The 20,400-nt window shown below is 57.8% G+C and carries 24 protein-coding genes, 1 tRNA gene and 1 pseudogene; 18 read left to right on the top strand and 8 right to left on the bottom strand.

From position 1 onward, the window contains the following. Positions 1 to 259: 259 nt before the first annotated feature. Entirely contained in the window at positions 260 to 1,543 is a 1,284-nt protein-coding gene (locus ACIPL2_RS04570; protein ID WP_401353424.1) for an NAD(P)/FAD-dependent oxidoreductase, read from the bottom strand. Between the two features lie 183 nt (positions 1,544 to 1,726). On the opposite strand from ACIPL2_RS04570, the gene ACIPL2_RS04565 reads away from it, so the two are divergent. The 6 genes from ACIPL2_RS04565 (at position 1,727) to ACIPL2_RS04540 (ending at position 4,841) form a co-directional block, all read left to right on the top strand. After that, positions 1,727 to 1,803, top strand: a tRNA-Val gene (locus ACIPL2_RS04565). A gap of 256 nt (positions 1,804 to 2,059) precedes the next feature. Then, a complete protein-coding gene (locus ACIPL2_RS04560; protein WP_401353422.1) occupies positions 2,060 to 2,446 on the top strand; it encodes a hypothetical protein in 387 nt (128 codons plus the stop codon). Between the two features lie 198 nt (positions 2,447 to 2,644). After that, entirely contained in the window at positions 2,645 to 2,887 is a 243-nt protein-coding gene (locus tag ACIPL2_RS04555; protein ID WP_401353420.1) for an Arc family DNA-binding protein, read from the top strand. A gap of 323 nt (positions 2,888 to 3,210) precedes the next feature. After that, the gene (locus tag ACIPL2_RS04550; protein ID WP_401353418.1) at positions 3,211 to 3,867 is read left to right on the top strand and encodes a trypsin-like peptidase domain-containing protein; all 657 of its coding nucleotides are present in this window, start codon (positions 3,211 to 3,213) and stop codon (positions 3,865 to 3,867) included. Between the two features lie 185 nt (positions 3,868 to 4,052). Then, positions 4,053 to 4,247, top strand: a complete 195-nt coding sequence (locus tag ACIPL2_RS04545) for a hypothetical protein (RefSeq protein WP_401353416.1) — start codon at positions 4,053 to 4,055, stop codon at positions 4,245 to 4,247. A 138-nt stretch (positions 4,248 to 4,385) separates the two neighbouring features. After that, positions 4,386 to 4,841, top strand: a complete 456-nt coding sequence (locus ACIPL2_RS04540; protein ID WP_401353414.1) for a DUF2214 family protein — start codon at positions 4,386 to 4,388, stop codon at positions 4,839 to 4,841. Between the two features lie 149 nt (positions 4,842 to 4,990). Here the strand turns inward: ACIPL2_RS04540 and csrA are convergent, their stop codons facing one another. Beyond that, positions 4,991 to 5,182: a carbon storage regulator CsrA gene (gene csrA, locus ACIPL2_RS04535; protein WP_008028241.1), complete on the bottom strand. Its 192-nt coding sequence runs from the start codon at positions 5,180 to 5,182 to the stop codon at positions 4,991 to 4,993. 250 nt (positions 5,183 to 5,432) lie between these two features. Between csrA and ACIPL2_RS04530 the strand changes: the two genes are divergently transcribed. Next, positions 5,433 to 5,798 carry an SPOR domain-containing protein gene (locus tag ACIPL2_RS04530; protein ID WP_401353412.1) on the top strand — a complete coding sequence of 122 codons (366 nt, stop codon included), beginning with the start codon at positions 5,433 to 5,435 and terminating at the stop codon, positions 5,796 to 5,798. A gap of 74 nt (positions 5,799 to 5,872) precedes the next feature. On the opposite strand, the gene ACIPL2_RS04525 is transcribed toward ACIPL2_RS04530, so the two are convergent. The 3 genes from ACIPL2_RS04525 to ACIPL2_RS04515 form a co-directional block, all read right to left on the bottom strand. Next, positions 5,873 to 6,562, bottom strand: a complete 690-nt coding sequence (locus ACIPL2_RS04525; RefSeq protein WP_401353410.1) for an endonuclease — start codon at positions 6,560 to 6,562, stop codon at positions 5,873 to 5,875. A gap of 4 nt (positions 6,563 to 6,566) precedes the next feature. Then, the gene (locus ACIPL2_RS04520) at positions 6,567 to 6,857 is read right to left on the bottom strand and encodes a DUF1654 domain-containing protein (protein ID WP_401353408.1); all 291 of its coding nucleotides are present in this window, start codon (positions 6,855 to 6,857) and stop codon (positions 6,567 to 6,569) included. A gap of 145 nt (positions 6,858 to 7,002) precedes the next feature. After that, the gene (locus ACIPL2_RS04515) at positions 7,003 to 8,091 is read right to left on the bottom strand and encodes an asparaginase (protein WP_401353406.1); all 1,089 of its coding nucleotides are present in this window, start codon (positions 8,089 to 8,091) and stop codon (positions 7,003 to 7,005) included. A gap of 350 nt (positions 8,092 to 8,441) precedes the next feature. On the opposite strand from ACIPL2_RS04515, the gene ACIPL2_RS04510 reads away from it, so the two are divergent. The 8 genes from ACIPL2_RS04510 (at position 8,442) to ACIPL2_RS04475 (ending at position 16,083) form a co-directional block, all read left to right on the top strand. Further along, positions 8,442 to 8,891 (top strand): hypothetical protein, encoded by a 450-nt coding sequence (locus tag ACIPL2_RS04510; protein WP_401353404.1) that lies wholly within the window; start codon positions 8,442 to 8,444, stop codon positions 8,889 to 8,891. A 196-nt stretch (positions 8,892 to 9,087) separates the two neighbouring features. Beyond that, entirely contained in the window at positions 9,088 to 10,044 is a 957-nt protein-coding gene (locus ACIPL2_RS04505; RefSeq protein WP_401353402.1) for a sugar ABC transporter substrate-binding protein, read from the top strand. A 56-nt stretch (positions 10,045 to 10,100) separates the two neighbouring features. Further along, positions 10,101 to 11,654 (top strand): sugar ABC transporter ATP-binding protein, encoded by a 1,554-nt coding sequence (locus ACIPL2_RS04500; RefSeq protein ID WP_401353400.1) that lies wholly within the window; start codon positions 10,101 to 10,103, stop codon positions 11,652 to 11,654. Beyond that, positions 11,651 to 12,628 (top strand): ABC transporter permease, encoded by a 978-nt coding sequence (locus tag ACIPL2_RS04495; RefSeq protein ID WP_401353398.1) that lies wholly within the window; start codon positions 11,651 to 11,653, stop codon positions 12,626 to 12,628. The genes ACIPL2_RS04500 and ACIPL2_RS04495 overlap by 4 nt, the downstream gene beginning before the upstream one ends. A 3-nt stretch (positions 12,629 to 12,631) precedes the next feature. Beyond that, positions 12,632 to 13,651, top strand: coding sequence for a LacI family DNA-binding transcriptional regulator (locus ACIPL2_RS04490; protein ID WP_401353396.1), 1,020 nt, complete (start codon positions 12,632 to 12,634; stop codon positions 13,649 to 13,651). A 41-nt stretch (positions 13,652 to 13,692) separates the two neighbouring features. After that, positions 13,693 to 14,610, top strand: coding sequence for a ribokinase (gene rbsK / locus ACIPL2_RS04485; protein WP_401353394.1), 918 nt, complete (start codon positions 13,693 to 13,695; stop codon positions 14,608 to 14,610). Beyond that, a complete protein-coding gene (gene rbsD / locus ACIPL2_RS04480) occupies positions 14,607 to 15,011 on the top strand; it encodes a D-ribose pyranase (protein WP_401353392.1) in 405 nt (134 codons plus the stop codon). Before rbsK ends, rbsD begins: the two co-directional genes overlap by 4 nt. A gap of 43 nt (positions 15,012 to 15,054) precedes the next feature. Further along, positions 15,055 to 16,083: a nucleoside hydrolase gene (locus ACIPL2_RS04475; protein WP_401353390.1), complete on the top strand. Its 1,029-nt coding sequence runs from the start codon at positions 15,055 to 15,057 to the stop codon at positions 16,081 to 16,083. A 45-nt stretch (positions 16,084 to 16,128) separates the two neighbouring features. On the opposite strand, the gene ACIPL2_RS04470 is transcribed toward ACIPL2_RS04475, so the two are convergent. Then, complete coding sequence (locus ACIPL2_RS04470; RefSeq protein WP_401353388.1) at positions 16,129 to 16,332, bottom strand: hypothetical protein; 204 nt, start codon at positions 16,330 to 16,332, stop codon at positions 16,129 to 16,131. 132 nt (positions 16,333 to 16,464) lie between these two features. Here ACIPL2_RS04470 and ACIPL2_RS04465 point away from each other — a divergent pair, with 132 nt between their 5' ends. Both ACIPL2_RS04465 and ACIPL2_RS04460 read left to right on the top strand, forming a co-directional pair. After that, on the top strand, positions 16,465 to 16,770 hold the full coding sequence (locus ACIPL2_RS04465) for a hypothetical protein (RefSeq protein ID WP_401353386.1): 306 nt from the start codon (positions 16,465 to 16,467) through the stop codon (positions 16,768 to 16,770). 168 nt (positions 16,771 to 16,938) lie between these two features. Further along, positions 16,939 to 17,259, top strand: coding sequence for an I78 family peptidase inhibitor (locus ACIPL2_RS04460; RefSeq protein ID WP_401353384.1), 321 nt, complete (start codon positions 16,939 to 16,941; stop codon positions 17,257 to 17,259). 72 nt (positions 17,260 to 17,331) lie between these two features. Here the strand turns inward: ACIPL2_RS04460 and ACIPL2_RS04455 are convergent, their stop codons facing one another. Both ACIPL2_RS04455 and ACIPL2_RS04450 read right to left on the bottom strand, forming a co-directional pair. Further along, a complete protein-coding gene (locus tag ACIPL2_RS04455) occupies positions 17,332 to 17,544 on the bottom strand; it encodes a cold-shock protein (protein ID WP_003179963.1) in 213 nt (70 codons plus the stop codon). Between the two features lie 292 nt (positions 17,545 to 17,836). Beyond that, positions 17,837 to 18,139 carry a hypothetical protein gene (locus ACIPL2_RS04450; protein WP_401353382.1) on the bottom strand — a complete coding sequence of 101 codons (303 nt, stop codon included), beginning with the start codon at positions 18,137 to 18,139 and terminating at the stop codon, positions 17,837 to 17,839. Between the two features lie 371 nt (positions 18,140 to 18,510). Here ACIPL2_RS04450 and thrS point away from each other — a divergent pair. Then, positions 18,511 to 20,400 (top strand): annotated as a pseudogene (thrS, locus tag ACIPL2_RS04445) (threonine--tRNA ligase); the annotation flags it as partial.

Genomic DNA, 20,400 nt, shown 5'->3' with positions numbered 1-20,400 from the left:
ATTCGCGAGCAAGCCCGCTCCCACATTTTTGACCGGTTGTGCCTGAGATTTTCGCAGCCGGCGCAGACCCCTGTAGGAGCGAGGCTTGCCCGCGAAGAGGCCATCACATCCGACACTTATGTTGGCTGACAGTCCGCTTTCGCGAGCAAGCTTCGCTCCTACGGGAAGGCCTTGGCCTTCATCAATAAACGCCCCATGACGCCTCCCGAGTAACCACTGGCGAAGCCTGCGTTCGGCTGCTACAAGAGTTTCGGGTAGATCAGAACCCGAATTTATCCCGCAACCCGTAATACCAGGCACCCAACGCCGCGAACGGCGTGCGCAGCATTTGTCCGCCGGGGAACGGGTAATGCGGCAAATCGGCAAACGCATCAAATCGCTCAGCCTGCCCGCGCAACGCTTCAGCCAACACCTTGCCCGCCAAGTGGGTGTACGTCACCCCGTGGCCGCTGCAACCCTGGGAATAGTAAATGTTGTCGCCAATGCGTCCGACCTGAGGAAGACGCGACAGGGTCAGCAGGAAATTGCCGGTCCAGGCGTAGTCGATTTTCACGTCCTTGAGCTGCGGGAAGGCCTTGAGCATCTTCGGTCGAATGATCGCCTCGATGTTCGCCGGGTCCCGCGCGCCATACACCACGCCACCACCGAAGATCAGGCGCTTGTCGCCGCTCAAACGGTAGTAGTCGAGCAGGTAGTTACAGTCCTCGACGCAGTAATCCTGGGGCAGCAGGCTTTTCGCCAACGCCTCGCCCAACGGTTCGGTGGTAATCACTTGAGTCCCGCAAGGCATCGATTTGGCCGCCAGCTCCGGCACCAGGTTGCCCAGGTACGCGTTGCCCGCAACGATGATGAACTTGGCTCTGACCTTGCCCTGCGGCGTATGCACCACCGGACTCGCGCCACGCTCGATGCGCACTGCCGGCGACTGTTCATAGAGGGTGCCACCCAGCGACTCCACAGCCGCCGCTTCGCCCAGCGCCAGGTTAAGCGGATGAATGTGCCCGCCGCTCATGTCGAGCATGCCGCCGATGTATTGATCACAGCCCACCACTTCACGGATCCGACGCTGATCCATCAACTCCAGCTGCGTGTGACCGAAACGCTCCCACAGGCGTTTCTGGGATTCCAGGTGGCCCATCTGTTTGGCAGTGATAGCGGCGAACACCCCGCCGTCCTTCAAGTCGCACTGGATATTATATTTGGCGACCCGCTCACGAATGATCCGCGCGCCCTCGAACGCCATCTGCCCCAACAACTGCGCCTGCTTGGGACCGACGCTGCGCTCGATCACATCGATATCGCGGCTATAGCTGTTCACGATCTGGCCGCCATTGCGCCCCGACGCACCAAAACCCACCTTGGCCGTTTCCAGGACCGTCACCCGAAAACCGTTCTCCAGCAGAAACAGGGCAGAGGACAGCCCGGTGTAACCGGCGCCGATCACACAGACATCAGTCTCTACGTCATCCTGCAAGGCCGGTCGCGGCGGAACCGCATTGGCCGATGCGGCGTAATAGGACTCTGGGTAAGGAGTGTTCGCCATCCTGCTGCCTCTGTTTAATATATTTTACGAGTGCATCGATCCTACCCGAGTTAAAAAACGGCCGCCAGCCACCGGAAATTCTTCTCCGCAGCAGCAAAATTAAATATTTTGCATATTCATAGGGTTAGCTCGAAAAAAGGTGTTGACACCCCTCCGGAATTCCGTAGAATGCCGCCACACAGCAGGCACGTAGCTCAGTTGGTTAGAGCACCACCTTGACATGGTGGGGGTCGTTGGTTCGAGTCCAATCGCGCCTACCAAACAAAATCCGCTCTGCTGGGCGGTCTAGAAGGGCTCACCGAAAGGTGGGCCCTTTTTTGTTGTCTGCGATTTTTCAAAGCCCCGCTCAAAACACCCATTCGAAACCCGCCTCCCAATACTCGACTTTCTTTTCGTCTTGCCAGCCTGATGGTGTTCGGCCCCCGGCGCTACTCAACCGGCAGTCTCCTGGCGAGATATGGGCTACGTATCTAGGCTCAAATCAGTTTCCACAATAAACATCAGCAGGGGTGGGGCATGAATTTGAAAAGCTTGAGTTACACGTTGATAGCGCTTGTGCTGGCAGGCTGCGCTTCTTCAGGTGGCAGCGCCGCGAAGCCGGTCCCACCTTCTGCCGCAACTCTGAATGACGCTCAGATCAGAAATGCCTTGGTTGGGAACAAGCTGACCAACGTCAATAAACCCTCCTCACTGAGCTTTAACGCCGACGGGACCGAAAACTTCAGTGGCGCGGATGGGTACTCGGCGACGGAGCGCTGGGAAGTCAAGGATGGCGTTCTTTGCATCTCGGCAACGGGTTACGCTACTGAGTGTCATCGGGTGAAAGCGGAAAACAAAGACTTCTGGTTCATCGATCCCCGCAGCGGAGAAGTAAAGTATCAGTACAAGCTGACTGCCCAGTGAGACGAAACGAGGTACACCTGTTAGCCGGCCAGGCTTAACCTCGTCATCTGCATTAACTGAGCACGAAAAGGCAGCAGGCTTGATCCCGCGTTACCCCTGTGGGAAAAATCCAGCGTCAAATTCGGAAAAGTCCTATATGAAAAACCATCCGACAGCCTTCAAGCTATTGGATGTTTATCTTTATCAAGGGATTCCGGGGTGACTAACGCACTCGATACATTTGTTCTTCGACTACCTGAAGATTTACATCTCAGATTAAGGCGCGCCGCTGAAATGAATAGGCGAAGCCTGAATAGCGAGATTGTCGCTCGTATGGAGCGTGCTTTAACAAGTATGTCCGCCGGTGAGTTGGATGATGGATCCAAGTTTGCACTGATTCGGAAAGTGATTGTTTTGGAAAATACGCTTGAGCAGATCAAAATGAATGCTGCTTCCGACTGACACACAGGAAGGCGGGCCGGGGCCGCCGTTCCAGACGGTCCTGGCCCGGCATTGGTTTAACTATTGCGGACATTAAGCGATAGAGGTTCTTTCCATTCGCTCGTGTTTCTGACGTTTTTTCGGCGCCAATTATTTGCACTAATGAGGTGAATCAAAAAGCAATTAGGCTTAGTGCAATTCATTCATACGCGTCTTTGCAACATCAGCCATAAGTAACCAAGCGTCCAACTAGAACAAGCGGCGAGGAGAACTACTACCCGGCAAATGACAAAAAACTGACAACAAAAAACAGTCATATTCTCCCTATAAGTCGGTGAAATATCATGATCAAGATCATGGCCTGCTTTTTAATAGGAGCTATAACTGCAGGATGCAACGGCTTCGTAAAACCCGATCTTTCGGGGCCTACTAACGATTCGTACTTTGTGGTCTTTTCAGGCTTTCCTTTGCCCTATGTCTATATGGCCTCGGCCGTGCAATGGAACGAAGACTACGCCGTCACTACCCGACACACTCCGCTGGTGTCCAACGTGAAATACAGCTGCAGCACAGGCTGCGATCTCGTCTTTATCCAGCACAAGGCCAATGGCCGCTACCCGTCATGGCGCGCACCGCGTGTGGGCGAGAGCATTACGGCCGTGGGGGCGAGCCCTTATCTGGTGACCACCACCGGGAAAGGCAAGGTGTATCCAACGCCTTTCGTCAATGCTGCCGAACACAGCGGCGATCACTATGCCATCCATGATGCCCCGCTGGTCCAGGGGATGTCGGGTGGGCCCGTTATCGCCAGCGACGGAAGTGTTGTCGGTATCAATATCGGTTTTTACTCCACCACACTGAACGATGTGAGTTTCCATCCCGGGATAAAGATGGCCGAGAGAATCAGCCTCTTTGTTCCCTACTCGATCATCGCGCGTGAGTGGGGGCTGTTGCAGGCGAAACTAGACGACCCGCACGGCGCGAAGTATGCCGCGGAGTAGCGTTTAGTCATTGCCGAAGTCCAATCGCGCCGAGCAAAAAAATGTCTGCGCAAGGGCCCATCAAAAAGGTGGGTCCTTTTGCATTATTCCCCTCGCTGACAGCGCTTGCCGAATGTCTCCATGGCGCAGTTTGTTTTCGATTCGGGCGTAGACTAGGGGCGCTACCTCATCAAAAGGAGCCGCATATGATCGCCGACCAAATGAACAAGCAGGCCTCTGAGAACAGAACTGTTTGGGATCAATACTTCTGCGCTGCGTTGATTGCAGAAAGCAATCTGACGGCACCCATTGTCGGAGGGGCTACTCACGAAGACAGGCAGAACCTGTTGATTGAACGGGCCAAAGCGCTCGCCGACAAGATGATGGAAAACAGAAAATGACCATAGCCCAGCCATCGCGCTGGGCTCTTTGCACGTGGACCCTGCGAAATGTGTGAGAGGAATGTCGCGGTGCAAGCCAACGATTCATAGGCTACTACTGACAGGTTGTTTCAACTTCATCCTGACAGGAGTATCTCGATGCTGGCTCACTGGTTTCTTGCGGCGGTTCATCTCTTGGCGTTTGCCTTGGGCTTCTGGGCGGTTCTGACTCGCGGCACGGCTTTTCGGCGTCTGGCTGCTGGGGTGGGGGACGCTCGCAGCGTATTGATCGCGGATAACCTGTGGGGCATTTCTGCCGTCGTTCTGCTGGTCACCGGTGGGATGCGCGCCTTTGGCGGGTATGAAAAGGGCACTGACTACTACCTTCACCAGCCACTGTTCCACCTCAAGATGACGCTTTTCGTCCTCATCCTGTTGCTGGAAATTGCGCCGATGGTGACGCTGATCAAATGGCGGATCGCACTGGGGCGTGGCGCAGCGATCAATGCCGGCCGTGCGAAGCTGTTTGCGCGGATCAGCCATATAGAAGCGCTGTTAGTGTTGCTGATGGTCGTGGCAGCCACGGGCATGGCGCGCGGCGTGGCGTTTGGTTAGCCGAGTAAGACCGGCTACGGGCTCCTGACGGCATTGCAGAGGAATGCCAGGACTCTCAAGAAGGGGGCGAGCGCGTAACGGGAAGGCGATGGGGCGCTTGAATCTCTAGCCAGCCGTGGCGAACGAGCTGGCTACTGATGCAACAGGACTCAGGACTGCGGCTTGTCCGGGGCGGTCAGGCCAGCCTGAATGCGTTGATAAATCTCTTCGCGGTGCACCGCAACGTCTTTCGGGGCGTTGATGCCGATCCTGACTTGCTGGCCGCTTACGCCCAGAATAGTGATCGTAATGTCATCACCAATGTTTATGCTTTCACCGACTTTGCGGGTGAGTATCAGCATGGTCTTCTCCTTGATTGCTTTGTAGGGCACCTGATTCGGACAGTGCAGAGGTCGGTGGTATGTATAGATTAGTGCGAAGTCTCACGGTTTGGGTGCCTCTTTCTGACGCGCAGATGCTGCATTAATTCCCAAGGCGTAACTATACAGAGGCCGCAACCATCATTCTCGTTGTTTTAAGCCCATTTTGCGGCACTCGGGAAGTATTCATGAATGATAAAATCTGCGTTTTAAGCATTTAGAGGGAAGCATTGTGCGCAAAATGGTCTTGGTAATCGCGGTACTGGCGTTGGCGGGATGCGGTGAGGGCAAGCGCGTCGACGCGCCAAAGCCGCAGCCAGTAACGAAGACTGCGCCCGCGGCGGCATCCGCGCCACAATGGGATCTCGAAGTGCGAGGTGAAACGCCTCAGGCGGTCAGCGACCTTAGCGGCTGGTTGATCGAGCACGCGTTCATTGCCAATGTCGTCACTGAAAACGGCAAAACCCGGATTTTGGTCGGACCATTCAATTCCAAGGCCGAGGCTGAAGCCAGGCAGGCAGATTTGACTGCGGCGCTGGCTCGGGCGAAAAAAATGAACATCGAATCGCTGATTGTCGAGCGCCCGGTCGCTCAGTAACAACACAGTCGGTGGTTAGAAACAAAAAAGGCCTTGGGTATCACGCCCGAGGCCTTTGTGTTTTCAGTGAGCGCTTAACCGCAGGCTTTCAAGTCGACCGGCCCGACAAACTCGTTGCCGCGTCCCATCACGCACGCCACGCTCTGATTACGCTGACGCTCCCAAGCCTGCACCGGATAGGTTTTGTTCCAGGCTTCGTACAACTGGCGATCCTGTTTCGACAAGCTCAAGCCGTACTGCTTGCTCATGTAGAAATACGTCCGGGCGATCATGCCGCGAATGGACGGGCGAGGCATGACCTTCTTCGCCTTGAAGTCGACCTGGGTCAGGCACGAACCGTATTGACCCGTTTGCACCGGCAGCCAGCCGAAACTGAAATTGCTGCGATCGCCGTTCACCTCACCGATGCTCGGCACCAGGTTATGCAGATCGGCCTCGGCCTTCTGATAAACCGGGTCGTAGCGCGTGCAGTTCTTGCGCCCGCCTTCTTGCCAGCACTGACGTTGGTGGCCGATCTGCCAGGCCGGGACAATGTGCTCCCACTCGATGCGCGAGGCGCGCTTGGCATTTTTTCGCGGGACATAGCCGCAGGCAGCGAGGTCGATCTTGTTGCCGGTGTATTTGCAGCCGCAATAGAACTCGGTCGATTGCGGGGCGTATAGCTTCCAGGCGACTTTCTTGGCTTCGTTGAAGGTGCGGGGAGCGGCAGCTTGCGCGCCCACGGCGAAGAACAGAAACAGCAACGCAAAACAGCGGACACTCATTGACTCAATCTTCCTTCGGCACAACCCAGAAAATCTGCACACCGCCATCGTCGCGATAGGCGAGCGTGACGTTGTCGTTCTCATCGATTTCTTCGAGCAAGCGTTCCCACTCATCCACTGGCTCGTCCGGGAGGCGGAAGATCAGCGCTGCTTTGGCTTTTTGCGCGGTGGGGGAATTGATGATTTTCTGAACGCGCATACCCAGGCGTTCATAGGCGTCAGGAGAGGCGGGGGTGGTGGCCACGGAATTATCCTTATTAAGCTGTACGTGCATACAGTATTTAACTGTAGGCATTTTCGCAACTGCTTAAAATCCAAGAAAATCCTCTGACAGCAGTTTTTTCCGTTTGGTGTAGGACGAAAGAAGTTTTTTGATCAGACAAGAGTGTTAGCGAAAGGAGAAAGCGGTGCCCGACCGGAGCCGGTCGGGCGAGGGCGAATCAGTATTCCCAGAACATCCGCTGCAGCTCTTTGCTGTCATTGGTCTTGGTCAACGCGACCATGGCCAGGATGCGCGCCTTTTGCGGGTTCAGGTCATGTGCCACGACCCAGTCGTACTTGTCGTCAGGCTGTTCGGCGTTACGCAGGACGAAACCACCGGCATTGACGTGGGAAGAACGAATGATCTGTACGCCATCCTTGCGCAGGGCTTGCAGGGCAGGCACGACCCGCGAAGACACCGAACCATTGCCGGTGCCAGCGTGGATGATCGCTTTGGCGCCCGACTGAGCCAGGGCTTTGTAGGCGGTATCGCTGACATTGCCATAGGAGTAGGCGATTTCGACGTCAGGCAGGCTCTTGATGGTTTTGATGTCGAATTCCGAGTCCATGGTGTGGCGCTTGGCTGGCAAGCGGAACCAGTAGGATTTGCCTTCGACCACCATGCCCAGCGGACCCCAGGCACTTTTGAAGGCCTCGGTCTTGATGTTGATCATCTTGCTGACATCGCGACCCGACTGGATTTCATCGTTCATGGTCACCAGCACGCCTTTGCCGCGTGCTTCTTTGCTGCTGGCCACGGCCACCGCGTTGTACAGGTTGAGCATGCCATCGGCGGACATCGCGGTGCCTGGGCGCATGGAACCGACGACGATGATCGGCTTGTCGGTTTTTTCCACCAGGTTCAGGAAGTAGGCGGTTTCTTCCAGGGTGTCGGTGCCGTGGGTGATGACGATGCCGTCGACGTCGTTGCTGTCGGCCAGTTCGGCCACGCGACGACCCAGTTGCAGCAGGTTGTCGTTGGTGATGCTTTCCGACGCGATCTGCATGACCTGTTCGCCACGCACGTTGGCCAACTGGCTCAATTCCGGAACGCCGGCGATCAGTTGTTCGATGCCGACTTTCGCCGCTTGATAGGTTGCGCTGTTGGCCGCGCTAGCGCCGGCGCCGGCAATGGTGCCGCCGGTGGCCAGGATCACCACATTCGCCAGTTTCTGTTGGGTGTCGACTTCTTTTGCCTGAAGGGCAGCAGGCAGAAGCAGCAGGAGGGCCAAGGCGCCCGGAACAAAGGTCTTGAAAGCAGATGTCATTATTTTTCTCTCTAGTAGTGAGACGGTGCTGATGCAGGTTCATCTAGATGCACCCCAGGCCGATCTGAACGCTTGGGGTACAAGAGAAGAGCAGGATCTGTACCAGTTACACTTTGAATCTGAAAAACCTTTTAACATCATGATTTGTATAAATATTTGTGGATGAAATCAGCAGCGATGCCGCGTCATGACGTCCGGGTTTCCGAACATGTTCAATGTTTATGTTCGGCTCTCCGAAAAGTCCTACAGCCTCTGTTGAACAAGTCGTCTTGCCGGATCTTGAATCACCGCTAAAGAAACCCACCCGCAGGTCGATGCTTCCTTAAAGGATCTTTTTTAACGGAGTTCACATGTCGTTTACTGTCGGTTTTCCAAACGCCGCTGTTGTCAACATCGGAGGCAAATCTGCGGTGTCAACTGATGCCTTGAGTGACACCACGGCTGAAGGCGCAGCGCAGCGGTTGGGTGTCGACGAGGGTGACAAAAAAACCGTCAGCCTCGGTGGGGCCGGGCAGGGCAGTGCAAAAACCGAAAGCGCTGGTAGCAGTCAAAGCATTGCGGTGCAGATGCTGCTCAAGCGTATGCAGGAACTGCAACAGCAATTGCGCGAACAGCAGCAGCAATTGGCGGCGACTCAGGCAGCGTCTTACTCATCGCCGGAAGCCAAAGCCACGGCCGTCATGTCGGTCCAGCAGCAGATTGCCGATACCGCCGGCGCCATTGCTCAAGTGGCCGGTGCCCTGGCAAAAGCGTTAACCGAAGGTTCCACTGCCGGTAATGTTGTCAGCACCACCGCGTGACACGATTGCCCGGTTGTTGCCAACCGAACCACAAAATGGATGTTTCCGGTCGTTGACAAATATCGGCAGGGTTCGCATAGTTCGATCTCGCAAACGTTTGCGCGATGCTCGCGAAGGCTCGTTCATTGATAAGTGCGATGAAGCCTCCGCCCAGCGCAAGCGTTGCTCACAATAATCATAAGATCGGAGTGAACTCATGAAGCTGCCATTCGCTGGACGTCTTCTCGCTGTCGCTATGCTGGCTGTCGCATCCGCCACGTTGCCTGTCTCTTCGGCCTTCGCCGAAACCCCTGAAAAACCTAAAGTCGCGCTGGTCATGAAATCCCTGGCCAACGAATTCTTCCTGACCATGGAAGACGGCGCCAAGGCTTACCAGAAAGACCACTCCGGCGATTTCGAGCTGATCTCCAACGGCATCAAGGACGAAACAGACACCGCTGGCCAGACGCGCATCGTCGAGCAAATGATTCTGGCCAAGGTCAATGCGCTGGTCATCGCGCCCGCCGACTCCAAGGCCATGGTGCCCGTGATCAAGAAAGCCATCGATGCCGGTATCACCGTGATCAACATCGACAACCAGCTGGACCCGGCCGTGGTCAAAAGCAAGAACATCACCGTCCCGTTCGTAGGCCCGGATAACCGCAAAGGCGCGCGTCTGGTGGGCGAATACCTGGCCAAGCAACTGAAGGCCGGTGACGAAGTCGGCATCATCGAAGGCGTTTCCACGACCACCAACGCCCAGGCCCGCACCGCAGGCTTTAAAGACGCGATGGAAGCGGCGCAGATCAAGGTTGTCTCGCTGCAGTCCGGTGACTGGGAGATCGACAAAGGCAACAAGGTGGCCGCCTCGATCCTCAGCGAATACCCGAATGTCAAAGCCCTGCTGGCCGGCAACGACAGCATGGCCGTCGGCGCAGTATCTGCGGTACGTGCCGCAGGCAAGGCCGGCAAAGTGCAAGTGGTCGGTTACGACAACATCAACGCCATCAAGCCGATGCTCAAGGACGGCCGCGTGCTGGCTACCGCTGACCAGTTTGCAGCCAAGCAAGCCGTGTTCGGTATCGAGACCGCGCTGAAAATCGTCAAGGGCGAGAAAGTCGACAGCGGCGTCAACAGCGTCATCGAAACGCCGGTAGAGCTGGTGACCAAGTAGTCCTTCTGGCGACATAACGGTGCTCGCCCGGCAGGGCGAGCGCATGGAGAGTTTTTATGTCAGTTTCCGCCCCGAACGCTGTCCTCTCGGTCAGCGGTATCGGTAAGACCTACGCCCAACCGGTCCTGACCGGCATCGACCTGACGATGATGCGCGGCGAAGTGCTGGCGCTGACCGGTGAGAACGGCGCGGGCAAAAGCACCCTGTCGAAAATCATTGGCGGTCTGGTCACACCGACCACCGGCAAGATGCAATTCCAGGGTCAGGATTACCGCCCCGCCAGCCGCACCCAGGCTGAAGACCTGGGCATCCGCATGGTCATGCAAGAACTCAATCTGCTGCCAACGCTGTCGGTGGCGGAAAACCTGTTTCTCCACAACTTGCCCAACAGCGGCGGCTGGATCAGCCGCAAGCAACTGCGCAAGGCGGCAATCGAGGCCATGGCTCAGGTCGGGCTCGACGCGATCGATCCGGACACACTGGTCGGTGAACTCGGCATCGGTCACCAGCAAATGGTCGAGATTGCACGCAACCTGATCGGCGATTGCCATGTGCTGATCCTCGATGAACCGACCGCGATGTTGACGGCCCGTGAAGTGGAGATGCTGTTCGAGCAGATCGCGCGCCTGCAGGCGCGCGGCGTGTCGATCATCTACATTTCCCACCGCCTCGAAGAACTGGCGCGAGTGGCCCAGCGCATTGCGGTATTGCGCGACGGCAACCTGGTCTGCGTCGAGCCGATGGCCAATTACAACAGTGAGCAACTGGTCACGTTGATGGTCGGTCGAGAACTCGGCGAACACTTCGACATGGGGCCACGCAAGATTGGCGCTCCGGCGTTGACGGTCAAAGGGCTGACCCGCTCCGACAAGGTTCGCGACGTGACTTTCGAAGTGCGGGCGGGCGAGATCTTCGGCATTTCCGGTTTGATCGGGGCAGGGCGCACCGAATTGCTGCGCTTGATTTTCGGCGCCGACACCGCGGACAGCGGCACGGTGGCCCTGGGCTCGCCGGCGCAAGTGGTGAGTATTCGTTCACCGGCTGACGCGGTCGGTCACGGTATCGCCCTGATCACCGAAGACCGCAAGGGCGAAGGCTTGCTGCTGACCCAATCGATCAGCGCCAACATCGCCTTGGGTAACATGCCGGTCATTTCCAGCGGCGGCTTGGTCAACAAGGGTGACGAGATGGCCCTGGCCCAGCGTCAGATCGACGCCATGCACATCCGCAGTTCCAGCCCGAAGCAGTTGGTCTCGGAGCTGTCCGGCGGCAACCAGCAGAAAGTCGTGATCGGCCGTTGGCTGGAACGCGATTGCTCGGTGCTGCTGTTCGACGAGCCCACCCGTGGCATCGACGTCGGCGCCAAGTTCGACATCTATGCACTGCTCGGCGAACTGACCCGTCAGGGCAAGGCGCTGGTGGTGGTGTCCAGCGACCTGCGTGAGCTGATGTTGATCTGCGACCGGATCGGCGTGCTGTCGGCGGGGCGCCTGATCGATACGTTCGAACGCGACAGCTGGACCCAGGATGATTTGCTTGCGGCCGCTTTCGCCGGCTACCAAAAACGTGACGCGCTGCTCAATGAAGCCGCGCCTAGGGATCTCCCATGACAACTGCAACGTCTGCTGGCAAACGCAGTGGCAACTTCTACGGCCTCGGCACTTATCTGGGCCTGGCCGGCGCCTTGCTGGCGATGGTCGCGCTGTTCTCGGTCCTGAGCAGCCATTTCCTGTCTTACGACACCTTCAGCACCCTGGCCAACCAGATCCCCGATTTGATGGTGCTGGCGGTCGGCATGACGTTCGTCTTGATCATCGGCGGCATCGATCTGTCGGTGGGCTCGGTGTTGGCCCTCGCGGCATCGACGGTCAGCGTGGCGATTCTCGGCTGGGGCTGGAGCGTGCTGCCTGCGGCGTTGCTGGGAATGGGCGCTGCGGCGCTGGCCGGGACCCTCACGGGCTCGATCACGGTGGCGTGGCGGATTCCCTCGTTCATCGTGTCCCTCGGCGTGCTGGAAATGGCCCGTGGCGTGGCGTATCAAATGACCGGTTCGCGCACAGCCTACATCGGTGATGCCTTCGCCTGGCTGTCCAACCCGATTGCCTTCGGCATCTCGCCGTCGTTCATCATTGCCTTGCTGATCATCATCGTCGCCCAGGCCGTGCTGACCCGTACCGTGTTCGGTCGCTACCTGATCGGCATCGGCACCAACGAAGAAGCGGTGCGTCTGGCAGGGATCAATCCAAAGCCCTACAAGATTCTGGTGTTCAGTCTGATGGGACTGCTGGCCGGTATCGCCGCGCTGTTTCAGATTTCCCGTCTGGAAGCGGCGGACCCGAATGCCGGTTCCGGCCTGGAGCTGCAAGTGATCGCAGCGGTGGTCATCGGCGGCACCAGCCTGATGGGCGGCCGTGGTTCGGTCATCAGTACATTCTTCGGAGTGCTGATCATTTCCGTGCTGGCGGCCGGTCTGGCGCAGATCGGCGCGACTGAGCCGACCAAACGCATCATCACCGGCGCCGTCATCGTGGTGGCGGTGGTGCTTGATACTTATCGCAGTCAGCGCGCAAGCCGGCGGACCTGAGTCATGGCAACGATCAAGGATGTGGCAGCGCTCGCGGGAATTTCCTACACCACGGTTTCCCACGTGGTGAACAAGACTCGACCGGTCAGTGAAGAAGTGCGGATCAAGGTTGAAGCCGCGATCAAGAGTCTGGACTACGTGCCTAGCGCCGTGGCCCGCTCGCTCAAGGCTAAAACTACCGCGACCATCGGCCTGCTGGTGCCTAACAGCCTCAACCCGTACTTCGCCGAACTGGCCCGTGGGATCGAGGATTACTGCGAGCGCAACGGCTACTGCGTAATCCTCTGCAACTCCGACGACAACCCGGACAAGCAGCGCAGCTACCTGCGCGTGCTGCTGGAAAAGCGCATCGACGGGCTGATCGTGGCGTCGGCCGGCGGTGACGCAGGGTTGGCGGAAGGCCTTGCAGCCGTACGCACGCCAATGGTCATCGTCGACCGTGGGCTGGCGGGTGTGAATGCCGATCTGGTGCGCATCGACCACGAATACGGCGCCTATCTGGCGACCCGGCACCTGCTGGAATTGGGACACCGTGACATCGCCACGATTGGTGGTCCGACGAGTACCAGTGTGGCGCAGATGCGTCTGGCCGGTTATTGCCGGGCACTGCAAGAGGCGGGCGTCGAAGTGCCTCGCGAGCGCATGCTGGAAAGCGATTTCACCAGCACCGGCGGTTACAACGCCGCAGCGATCCTGTTGGAAAAGAACCCGCCCAGCGCGATCTTCGCCGGCAACGACATGATCGGTATCGGCGTGCTGCGCGCGGCGGCCGAGCGCAATATTCGTGTACCGAGCGATCTGTCGGTAATCGGCTTCGACGATATCCAGATGAGCCGTTACGTCTATCCGGCGCTGACCACGGTGGGCCAGTCGATTCTGCAATTGGGCGAAATGGCCGCCGAAGTGCTTTTACGCAGGATCGCCACACCGGACATGGCCACCGATCAACGGATCGTGACGCCGAGCATTGTCCTGCGCGAATCGACTGCGCCGCTGGCTGGTGTGTTCGGAGAGTACCGCTAAACCAAAGCACCGCTGAAACCTGAATTGATGAGTAGTGATGTATGCCAGCAAAAGTAGTGGTAATCGGCAGTCTTAACATGGACCTGGTCACCCGGGCGCCCAGGTTGCCCCGTGGCGGTGAAACGCTGATCGGCCGTTCGTTTTCCACGGTGTCCGGCGGCAAGGGTGCGAATCAGGCTGTCGCCGCCGCGAGGCTGGGGGCGCAGGTGTCGATGGTCGGTTGTGTGGGCAGCGATGCCTATGGCGAACAGTTGCGCGGCGCGTTGTTGGCCGAGCAGATCGATTGCCAGGCCGTCAGCGTCGTCGACGGCGCCAGCGGCGTGGCGTTGATTGTGGTCGACGACAACAGTCAGAACGCAATCGTGATCGTGGCCGGTGCCAACGGTGCGCTGACGCCGCAAGTGATCGACGGATTCGACGCCGTATTGCAGGCGGCGGATGTACTCATCTGTCAGCTGGAAGTGCCGGATGCCACGGTCGGCCACGCACTCAAGCGCGGCCGTGAACTGGGCAAGGTGGTGATTCTCAACCCGGCGCCGGCCAGTCAACCGTTGCCGGCAGACTGGTACGCCGCCATTGATTACCTGATTCCCAACGAAAGCGAAGCTTCGGCCCTGAGCGGTTTGCCGGTGGACTCGCTGGACACCGCCGAAACCGCTGCGGCCCGTTTGATCGCGATGGGCGCCAGTAAGGTCATCATCACCCTCGGCGCCCAAGGTTCGCTGTTTGCCAATGGCAAAGGCTTCGAGCATTTCCCGGCGCCGAACGTGAAGGCGGTCGACACCACCGCGGCGGGCGACACCTTTGTCGGTGGTTTCGCCGCGGCGCTGGCGGCCGGCAAGACCGAAGCTGAAGCCATCCGTTTCGGCCAGGTCGCTGCGGCGTTGTCGGTCACCCGGGCTGGCGCACAACCCTCGATTCCCACCTTGTCCGACGTACAGGCCTTTAAAACACCATGAAAAAGACACCTTTGCTCAATGTCGCGCTGTCGCGGCTGATCGCCTCCCTGGGCCATGGCGATAAAGTAGTGATCGGCGACGCGGGCCTGCCGGTGCCGCCGGGCGTCGAGCTGATCGACCTGGCGCTGACCCATGGCATTCCGGATTTCGTCAGCACCTTGAACGTGGTGCTCAGCGAGATGCAGGTTGAAAGCCATGTGCTGGCCCAGGAAATCCTCGAGAAACAGCCGTCGGCGTTGGCGACGCTGGACGAGTTGAATGCCGCCGGTGCGCTGGGTCAGCGTGAGCTGCTCAGCCATGACCAATTCAAAGTCCTCAGCCGACAGGCGCGGGCGATTATTCGGACAGGCGAATGTCAGCCGTACTGCAACATCGTGCTGGTGGCTGGGGTAACGTTTTAGTTCGCTGTTGTCTTTCTGCTGTTCCACGCACAAGGAGTGCGCTATGTACCGCTATGCTCAAAAACTGCACCACCTGCTCAGGAGTCTGCTGCTTTTGTCCCTGATTACCGCAACAAGCGCCCAGGCGGCGGAAAAGATCGACTTGATCATCGACAGCGATCCGGGTGCCGACGACGTGGTTGCCTTGCTGTTCGCCCTGGCATCGCCCGAAGAGCTGAGCATTCGTGCGCTGACCACCGTCGCCGGCAATGTTCGCCTGGACAAGACATCGCGTAATGCGCGACTGGCTCGCGAGTGGGCGGGGCGCGAAGAGGTGCCGGTCTATGCCGGTGCGCCGAAACCGTTGATGCGCACGCCGATCTACGCCGAGGATATCCATGGCAAGGAAGGGCTGTCGGGTGTCACCGTGCATGAACCGAAGGAAGGCCTGGCCAAGGGCAATGCGGTCAACTACCTGATCGACACCTTGAAAACCGCCAAGCCGCACAGCATCACCATCGCCATGCTCGGTCCACAGACCAACCTGGCTCTGGCGCTGATCCAGGAACCTGAAATCGTTCAGGGCATCAAGGAAGTGGTGATCATGGGCGGGGCTCACTTCAATGGGGGCAATATCACTCCGGTGGCCGAGTTCAACCTGTTCGCCGATCCGCAGGCGGCGGAAGTGGTGCTCAAAAGTGGCGTGAAGCTGACCTACTTGCCGCTGGACGTGACCCACAAGATCCTCACCAGCGAGGCGCGGCTGAAGCAGATCGCGGCCATCAACAACAATGCCAGCAAGCTGGTGGGCGATATTCTGAATGAGTACGTCAAGGGTGACATGGAGCATTACGGCATTCCGGGCGGCCCGGTGCATGACGCCACGGTCATTGCTTACCTGCTCAAGCCGCAACTGTTCACCGGTCGTTCGGTCAACGTAGTCGTCGACAGCCGCGAAGGTCCGACTTTCGGCCAAACCATCGTCGACTGGTATGACGGGCTGAAAGCGCCGAAGAATGCTTTCTGGGTGGAAAGCGGCGACGCCCAGGGCTTTTTCGATCTGCTGACCGAGCGCCTGGCTCGTCTGAAATAAGCGTCATGCCCGCAGGTGCCAGCCTGCGGGTTTCTGCTCTCTGCGTTATGTATTCGCCGCCCCCATGAGGTCGGCGGGGTATTTCTCGAAAACCTGCGCGATAAATTGCTGGGCGGCTTCGGTGCCCAGTTCCTTGACCAATAGATCGATACCAATGATTGCCAACTCTTCCGGGCTGCCCGGGCTGTATGAGCTGTGACCCTGTGGCCACTTGACTGTGATGTTGGCGTCGATGTTTAGGGTGGACATGATGGCGCTCGTGAAGTCGGGGAAGTCTGGGTGTCGAGTTAACCATTTTGTGCAGCTTTTGGCACTCCGACTTAGGCATGGGGGGAGTGCTATGCGACACTTGGTCTTTACTGATTTCTCAAGGACTGTGCTGTGCAGATCGATTTGAATACGCCTGACGGCTTGACCCTTGAGGCTGTGCGCCAGCTGCTGGCCAGCGCGAGCGATGATGAGCACACCCAATTGCGCGTGACTAAAGGTGGCATCGCCTACATTTCGTCAGGTGTCGTCGGCGGCACCGACATTGGCGGGCTGCTGTTTCGCCTGGAGACGTGGGCCAAGGGCTCTGGTTATGTCGGACGTGTCGCCGCCAGCGACGAGGTCTGGGTCATGCAGATTTTCAACGCGCTCAAGGAGAACTGGCCGAATCCGCCGTTCGACTACATCGACGTTTATTGAGGGCTGTTCATATTCAGTCACGATTGAGGGGTAAACGGCGGGGCGATGCTCAGGCAAACTCGCCGCCTGACCGGATCGAGGGCAGGATGCTGGCATTCGCTCTCTGAAACCAAACGCCAGATTGGCGGTCGCACGATCTCAGCTTAACTATTGAAAGAAGGAGGCTTCATGCCTTGGAAGCTCGCGTCATTGGGTACTTTGCTGGCCGTTGCCACGCTGGCCGGTTGCAGCACTACCTCCACCGAGTCGACAACAGACCCTGTTACGACGACTGACACGGGTCACAGCCGTTGTGAGGCAAAGGCTGCCGAATTCACCCTCGGCAAAAAGGCTTCGCCCGAATTGCTGGAGCAGGCGCGTACTCGTGCCGGCGCACAGAATGCACGGTTCCTGTTGCCCACCGACATGGTGACCCTGGAATACCGCTCTGATCGCCTGAACCTGAACACCGATGCCAATCGGGTCGTCACCCGCGTCAACTGCGGCTGATCGTTCCAGGCTTTTGTTTCACCCATAAAAAACCCCGTCACATGGACGGGGTTTTTTTAGTGCGCCTGGAAATTACTCTGGGCGAACTTGAGCAGCTTGCATACCCTTTTGGCCTTTCTCAGCCACGAAGGAAACAGTCTGGCCTTCTTTCAGGCTTTTGAAACCGTCGCTTTCGATAGCTTTGAAGTGTACGAACAGGTCGTCACCGCCACCTTGAGGAGTGATGAAGCCGAAGCCTTTTTCATCGTTGAACCATTTAACGGTGCCGGTTTGGCGATTAGACATGGTGTATCTCCAAGAAACATATATTTTCAGTAGTACTGTGCTGCTCAGGCCAACTGGGCACACCGGAGTATCATAGTCGAAATGTTCGCTTTGGGAGCCCCCCGGACGTGCTGTTTGCCCTACAGTCGTGCTTTCTTTGTTGCTTGATGTGGCTGAAAGCCCCGAAATACAAGGCTTTCAGCCGAAAGTAAAGACGATAAAAAAAGCTGTAAAACCTGCATAAATTGTACGAAAAAGCGTTTTTTGGAGGCTTTTCATCGGCTGTCGAGGCCTTCAAAGCGTCCTGTCGGGCTTATTTTTTCGCTTTGTTATCGGCTTTGCAGGACGAGATTTGAGTCAGTGCTTTTTGCTTCAGCGCGTCACTGGCCGTGTTGTCCATCAACGACTGGATGTCGCTGGCCGGGTACGATTTGATCGCATCGGCACCACAAGCGCAGTGAGATTTGGCCGCGGCGGCGCCGATCTGTGGCGTGGCTGCCTGGGTGCATTGAGCCATGTATTTCTCGCGCTCGCCTTTTGGCCAATCGGCATGGGCGGCCAGTGGCAGCAGCAGGACGACGGGGGCGATTACAGCGAATAAACGATTCAGACGCATGCTGGGATGCTCCTTGTGGGTCAATGTCTTGTTATCTGAGGGGCAAAGCGGGGTTCAAGTTCAGCACTCTGGCGAAAATGCCTGATTTGCGCCAGCAGAAAACCTCGGTGCCGCGACGACCGTTCATCTGTGCTAGCATTCCCCGCTCGGGCGTTTGCAGGCTCCGGAGACCTTCAGTCCCGGCAGCGGTAGCCGCACGAATAACCCTGATTTGAATCCCAGTCACTCTGGTTCGGTTTTCCGGTTGGCCGCAAGGCTCCTGCCGCTGTAAGGCAGGCGTTCGTCATTGAATGGCCTGGATCGGATCTTGTACTGGCTCATCCCAACCCACGTGACCTTTGGTAGGGGTCACCACTAGGAGAGGAGGCGCCATGCCAACTATTACTCTTCCCGACGGCAGTCAACGTTCATTCGATCACCCGGTTTCCGTAGCCGAGGTCGCCGCATCCATTGGTGCTGGCCTGGCCAAAGCCACCGTGGCCGGCAAGGTCAATGGCAAGCTGGTCGACGCCAGCGACATCATCGACAGCGATTCCACGCTGCAAATCATTACGCCAAAGGATGAAGAGGGGCTGGAGATCATTCGCCACTCTTGCGCTCACCTGGTTGGCCACGCGGTCAAGCAGCTGTACCCGACTGCGAAGATGGTCATCGGCCCGGTCATCGACGAAGGCTTCTATTACGACATCGCCTTCGAGCGTCCTTTTACACCGGACGACCTGGCTGCAATCGAACAGCGCATGCAGCAGCTGATCGAAAAAGATTACGACGTGATCAAGAAAGTCACTCCGCGCGCCGAAGTGATCGAAGTGTTCAAGGCCCGTGGCGAAGACTACAAGCTGCGCCTGGTCGAGGACATGCCGAACGAGCAGGCGATGGGCCTGTACTATCACGAAGAATACGTCGACATGTGCCGCGGTCCGCACGTGCCGAACACGCGCTTCCTGAAATCCTTCAAGCTGACCAAGTTGTCCGGCGCCTACTGGCGTGGCGATGCCAAGAACGAGCAGTTGCAGCGCGTTTACGGCACCGCCTGGGCTGACAAGAAGCAACTGGCGGCTTACATCCAGCGCATCGAAGAAGCTGAGAAGCGCGATCACCGCAAGATCGGCAAGCGCCTGGGCCTGTTCCACACCCAGGAAGAGTCCCCGGGCATGGTGTTCTGGCACCCGAACGGCTGGACCCTGTACCAGGTGCTCGAGCAGTACATGCGCAAGGTTCAGCGCGACAACGGTTACCTGGAGATCAAGACTCCGCAAGTCGTTGACCGCAGCCTGTGGGAGAAATCCGGGCACTGGGCCAACTACGCCGACAACATGTTCACCACCCAGTCGGAAAACCGCGATTACGCGATCAAGCCGATGAACTGCCCTTGCCACGTGCAAGTGTTCAATCAAGGCCTGAAAAGCTACCGCGAGTTACCGATGCGCCTGGCCGAATTCGGTGCTTGCCACCGTAACGAGCCATCGGGTGCGCTGCACGGCATCATGCGCGTGCGTGCGTTCACCCAGGACGACGCCCACATCTTCTGCACCGAAGAGCAGATGCAGGCCGAATCCGCCGCGTTCATCAAGCTGACCATGGACGTTTATGCCGACTTCGGCTTTAAAGACGTCGAGATGAAGCTGTCCACTCGTCCGGAAAAACGCGTCGGTTCCGACGAGCTGTGGGATCGCGCAGAAGCGGCATTGGCTGCAGCCCTTGATAGCGCTGGCTTGCCGTACGATCTGCAGCCGGGCGAAGGTGCGTTCTACGGTCCGAAGATCGAATTCTCGCTGAAAGATTGCCTCGGTCGTGTCTGGCAATGTGGTACCCTTCAGCTCGATTTTAACCTGCCTGTCCGTCTGGGAGCCGAATACGTCTCCGAAGACAACAGTCGCAAGCACCCGGTTATGTTGCACCGGGCGATCCTGGGCTCCTTCGAACGTTTCGTCGGAATTCTGATCGAGCACTACGAGGGGGCATTCCCTGCGTGGCTGGCTCCGACCCAGGCAGTGATCATGAATATCACTGATAAACAGGCCGATTTTGCCGCCGAGGTTGAAAAAACCCTCAACGAAAGCGGATTTCGTGCCAAGTCTGACTTGAGAAATGAAAAGATCGGCTTTAAAATCCGCGAGCATACTTTGCTCAAGGTTCCTTATCTCTTGGTTATCGGAGATCGGGAAGTCGAGATGCAGACTGTCGCTGTGCGTACTCGTGAAGGTGCTGACCTGGGCTCGATGCCCGTCGCCCAGTTCGATGAGTTTATCGCGCAAGCG

The sequence above is a fragment of the Pseudomonas sp. NPDC086251 genome, assembly GCF_044746405.1.
Taxonomy (GTDB): domain Bacteria; phylum Pseudomonadota; class Gammaproteobacteria; order Pseudomonadales; family Pseudomonadaceae; genus Aquipseudomonas.
This window is presented reverse-complemented; position numbering and strand designations above follow the sequence as displayed.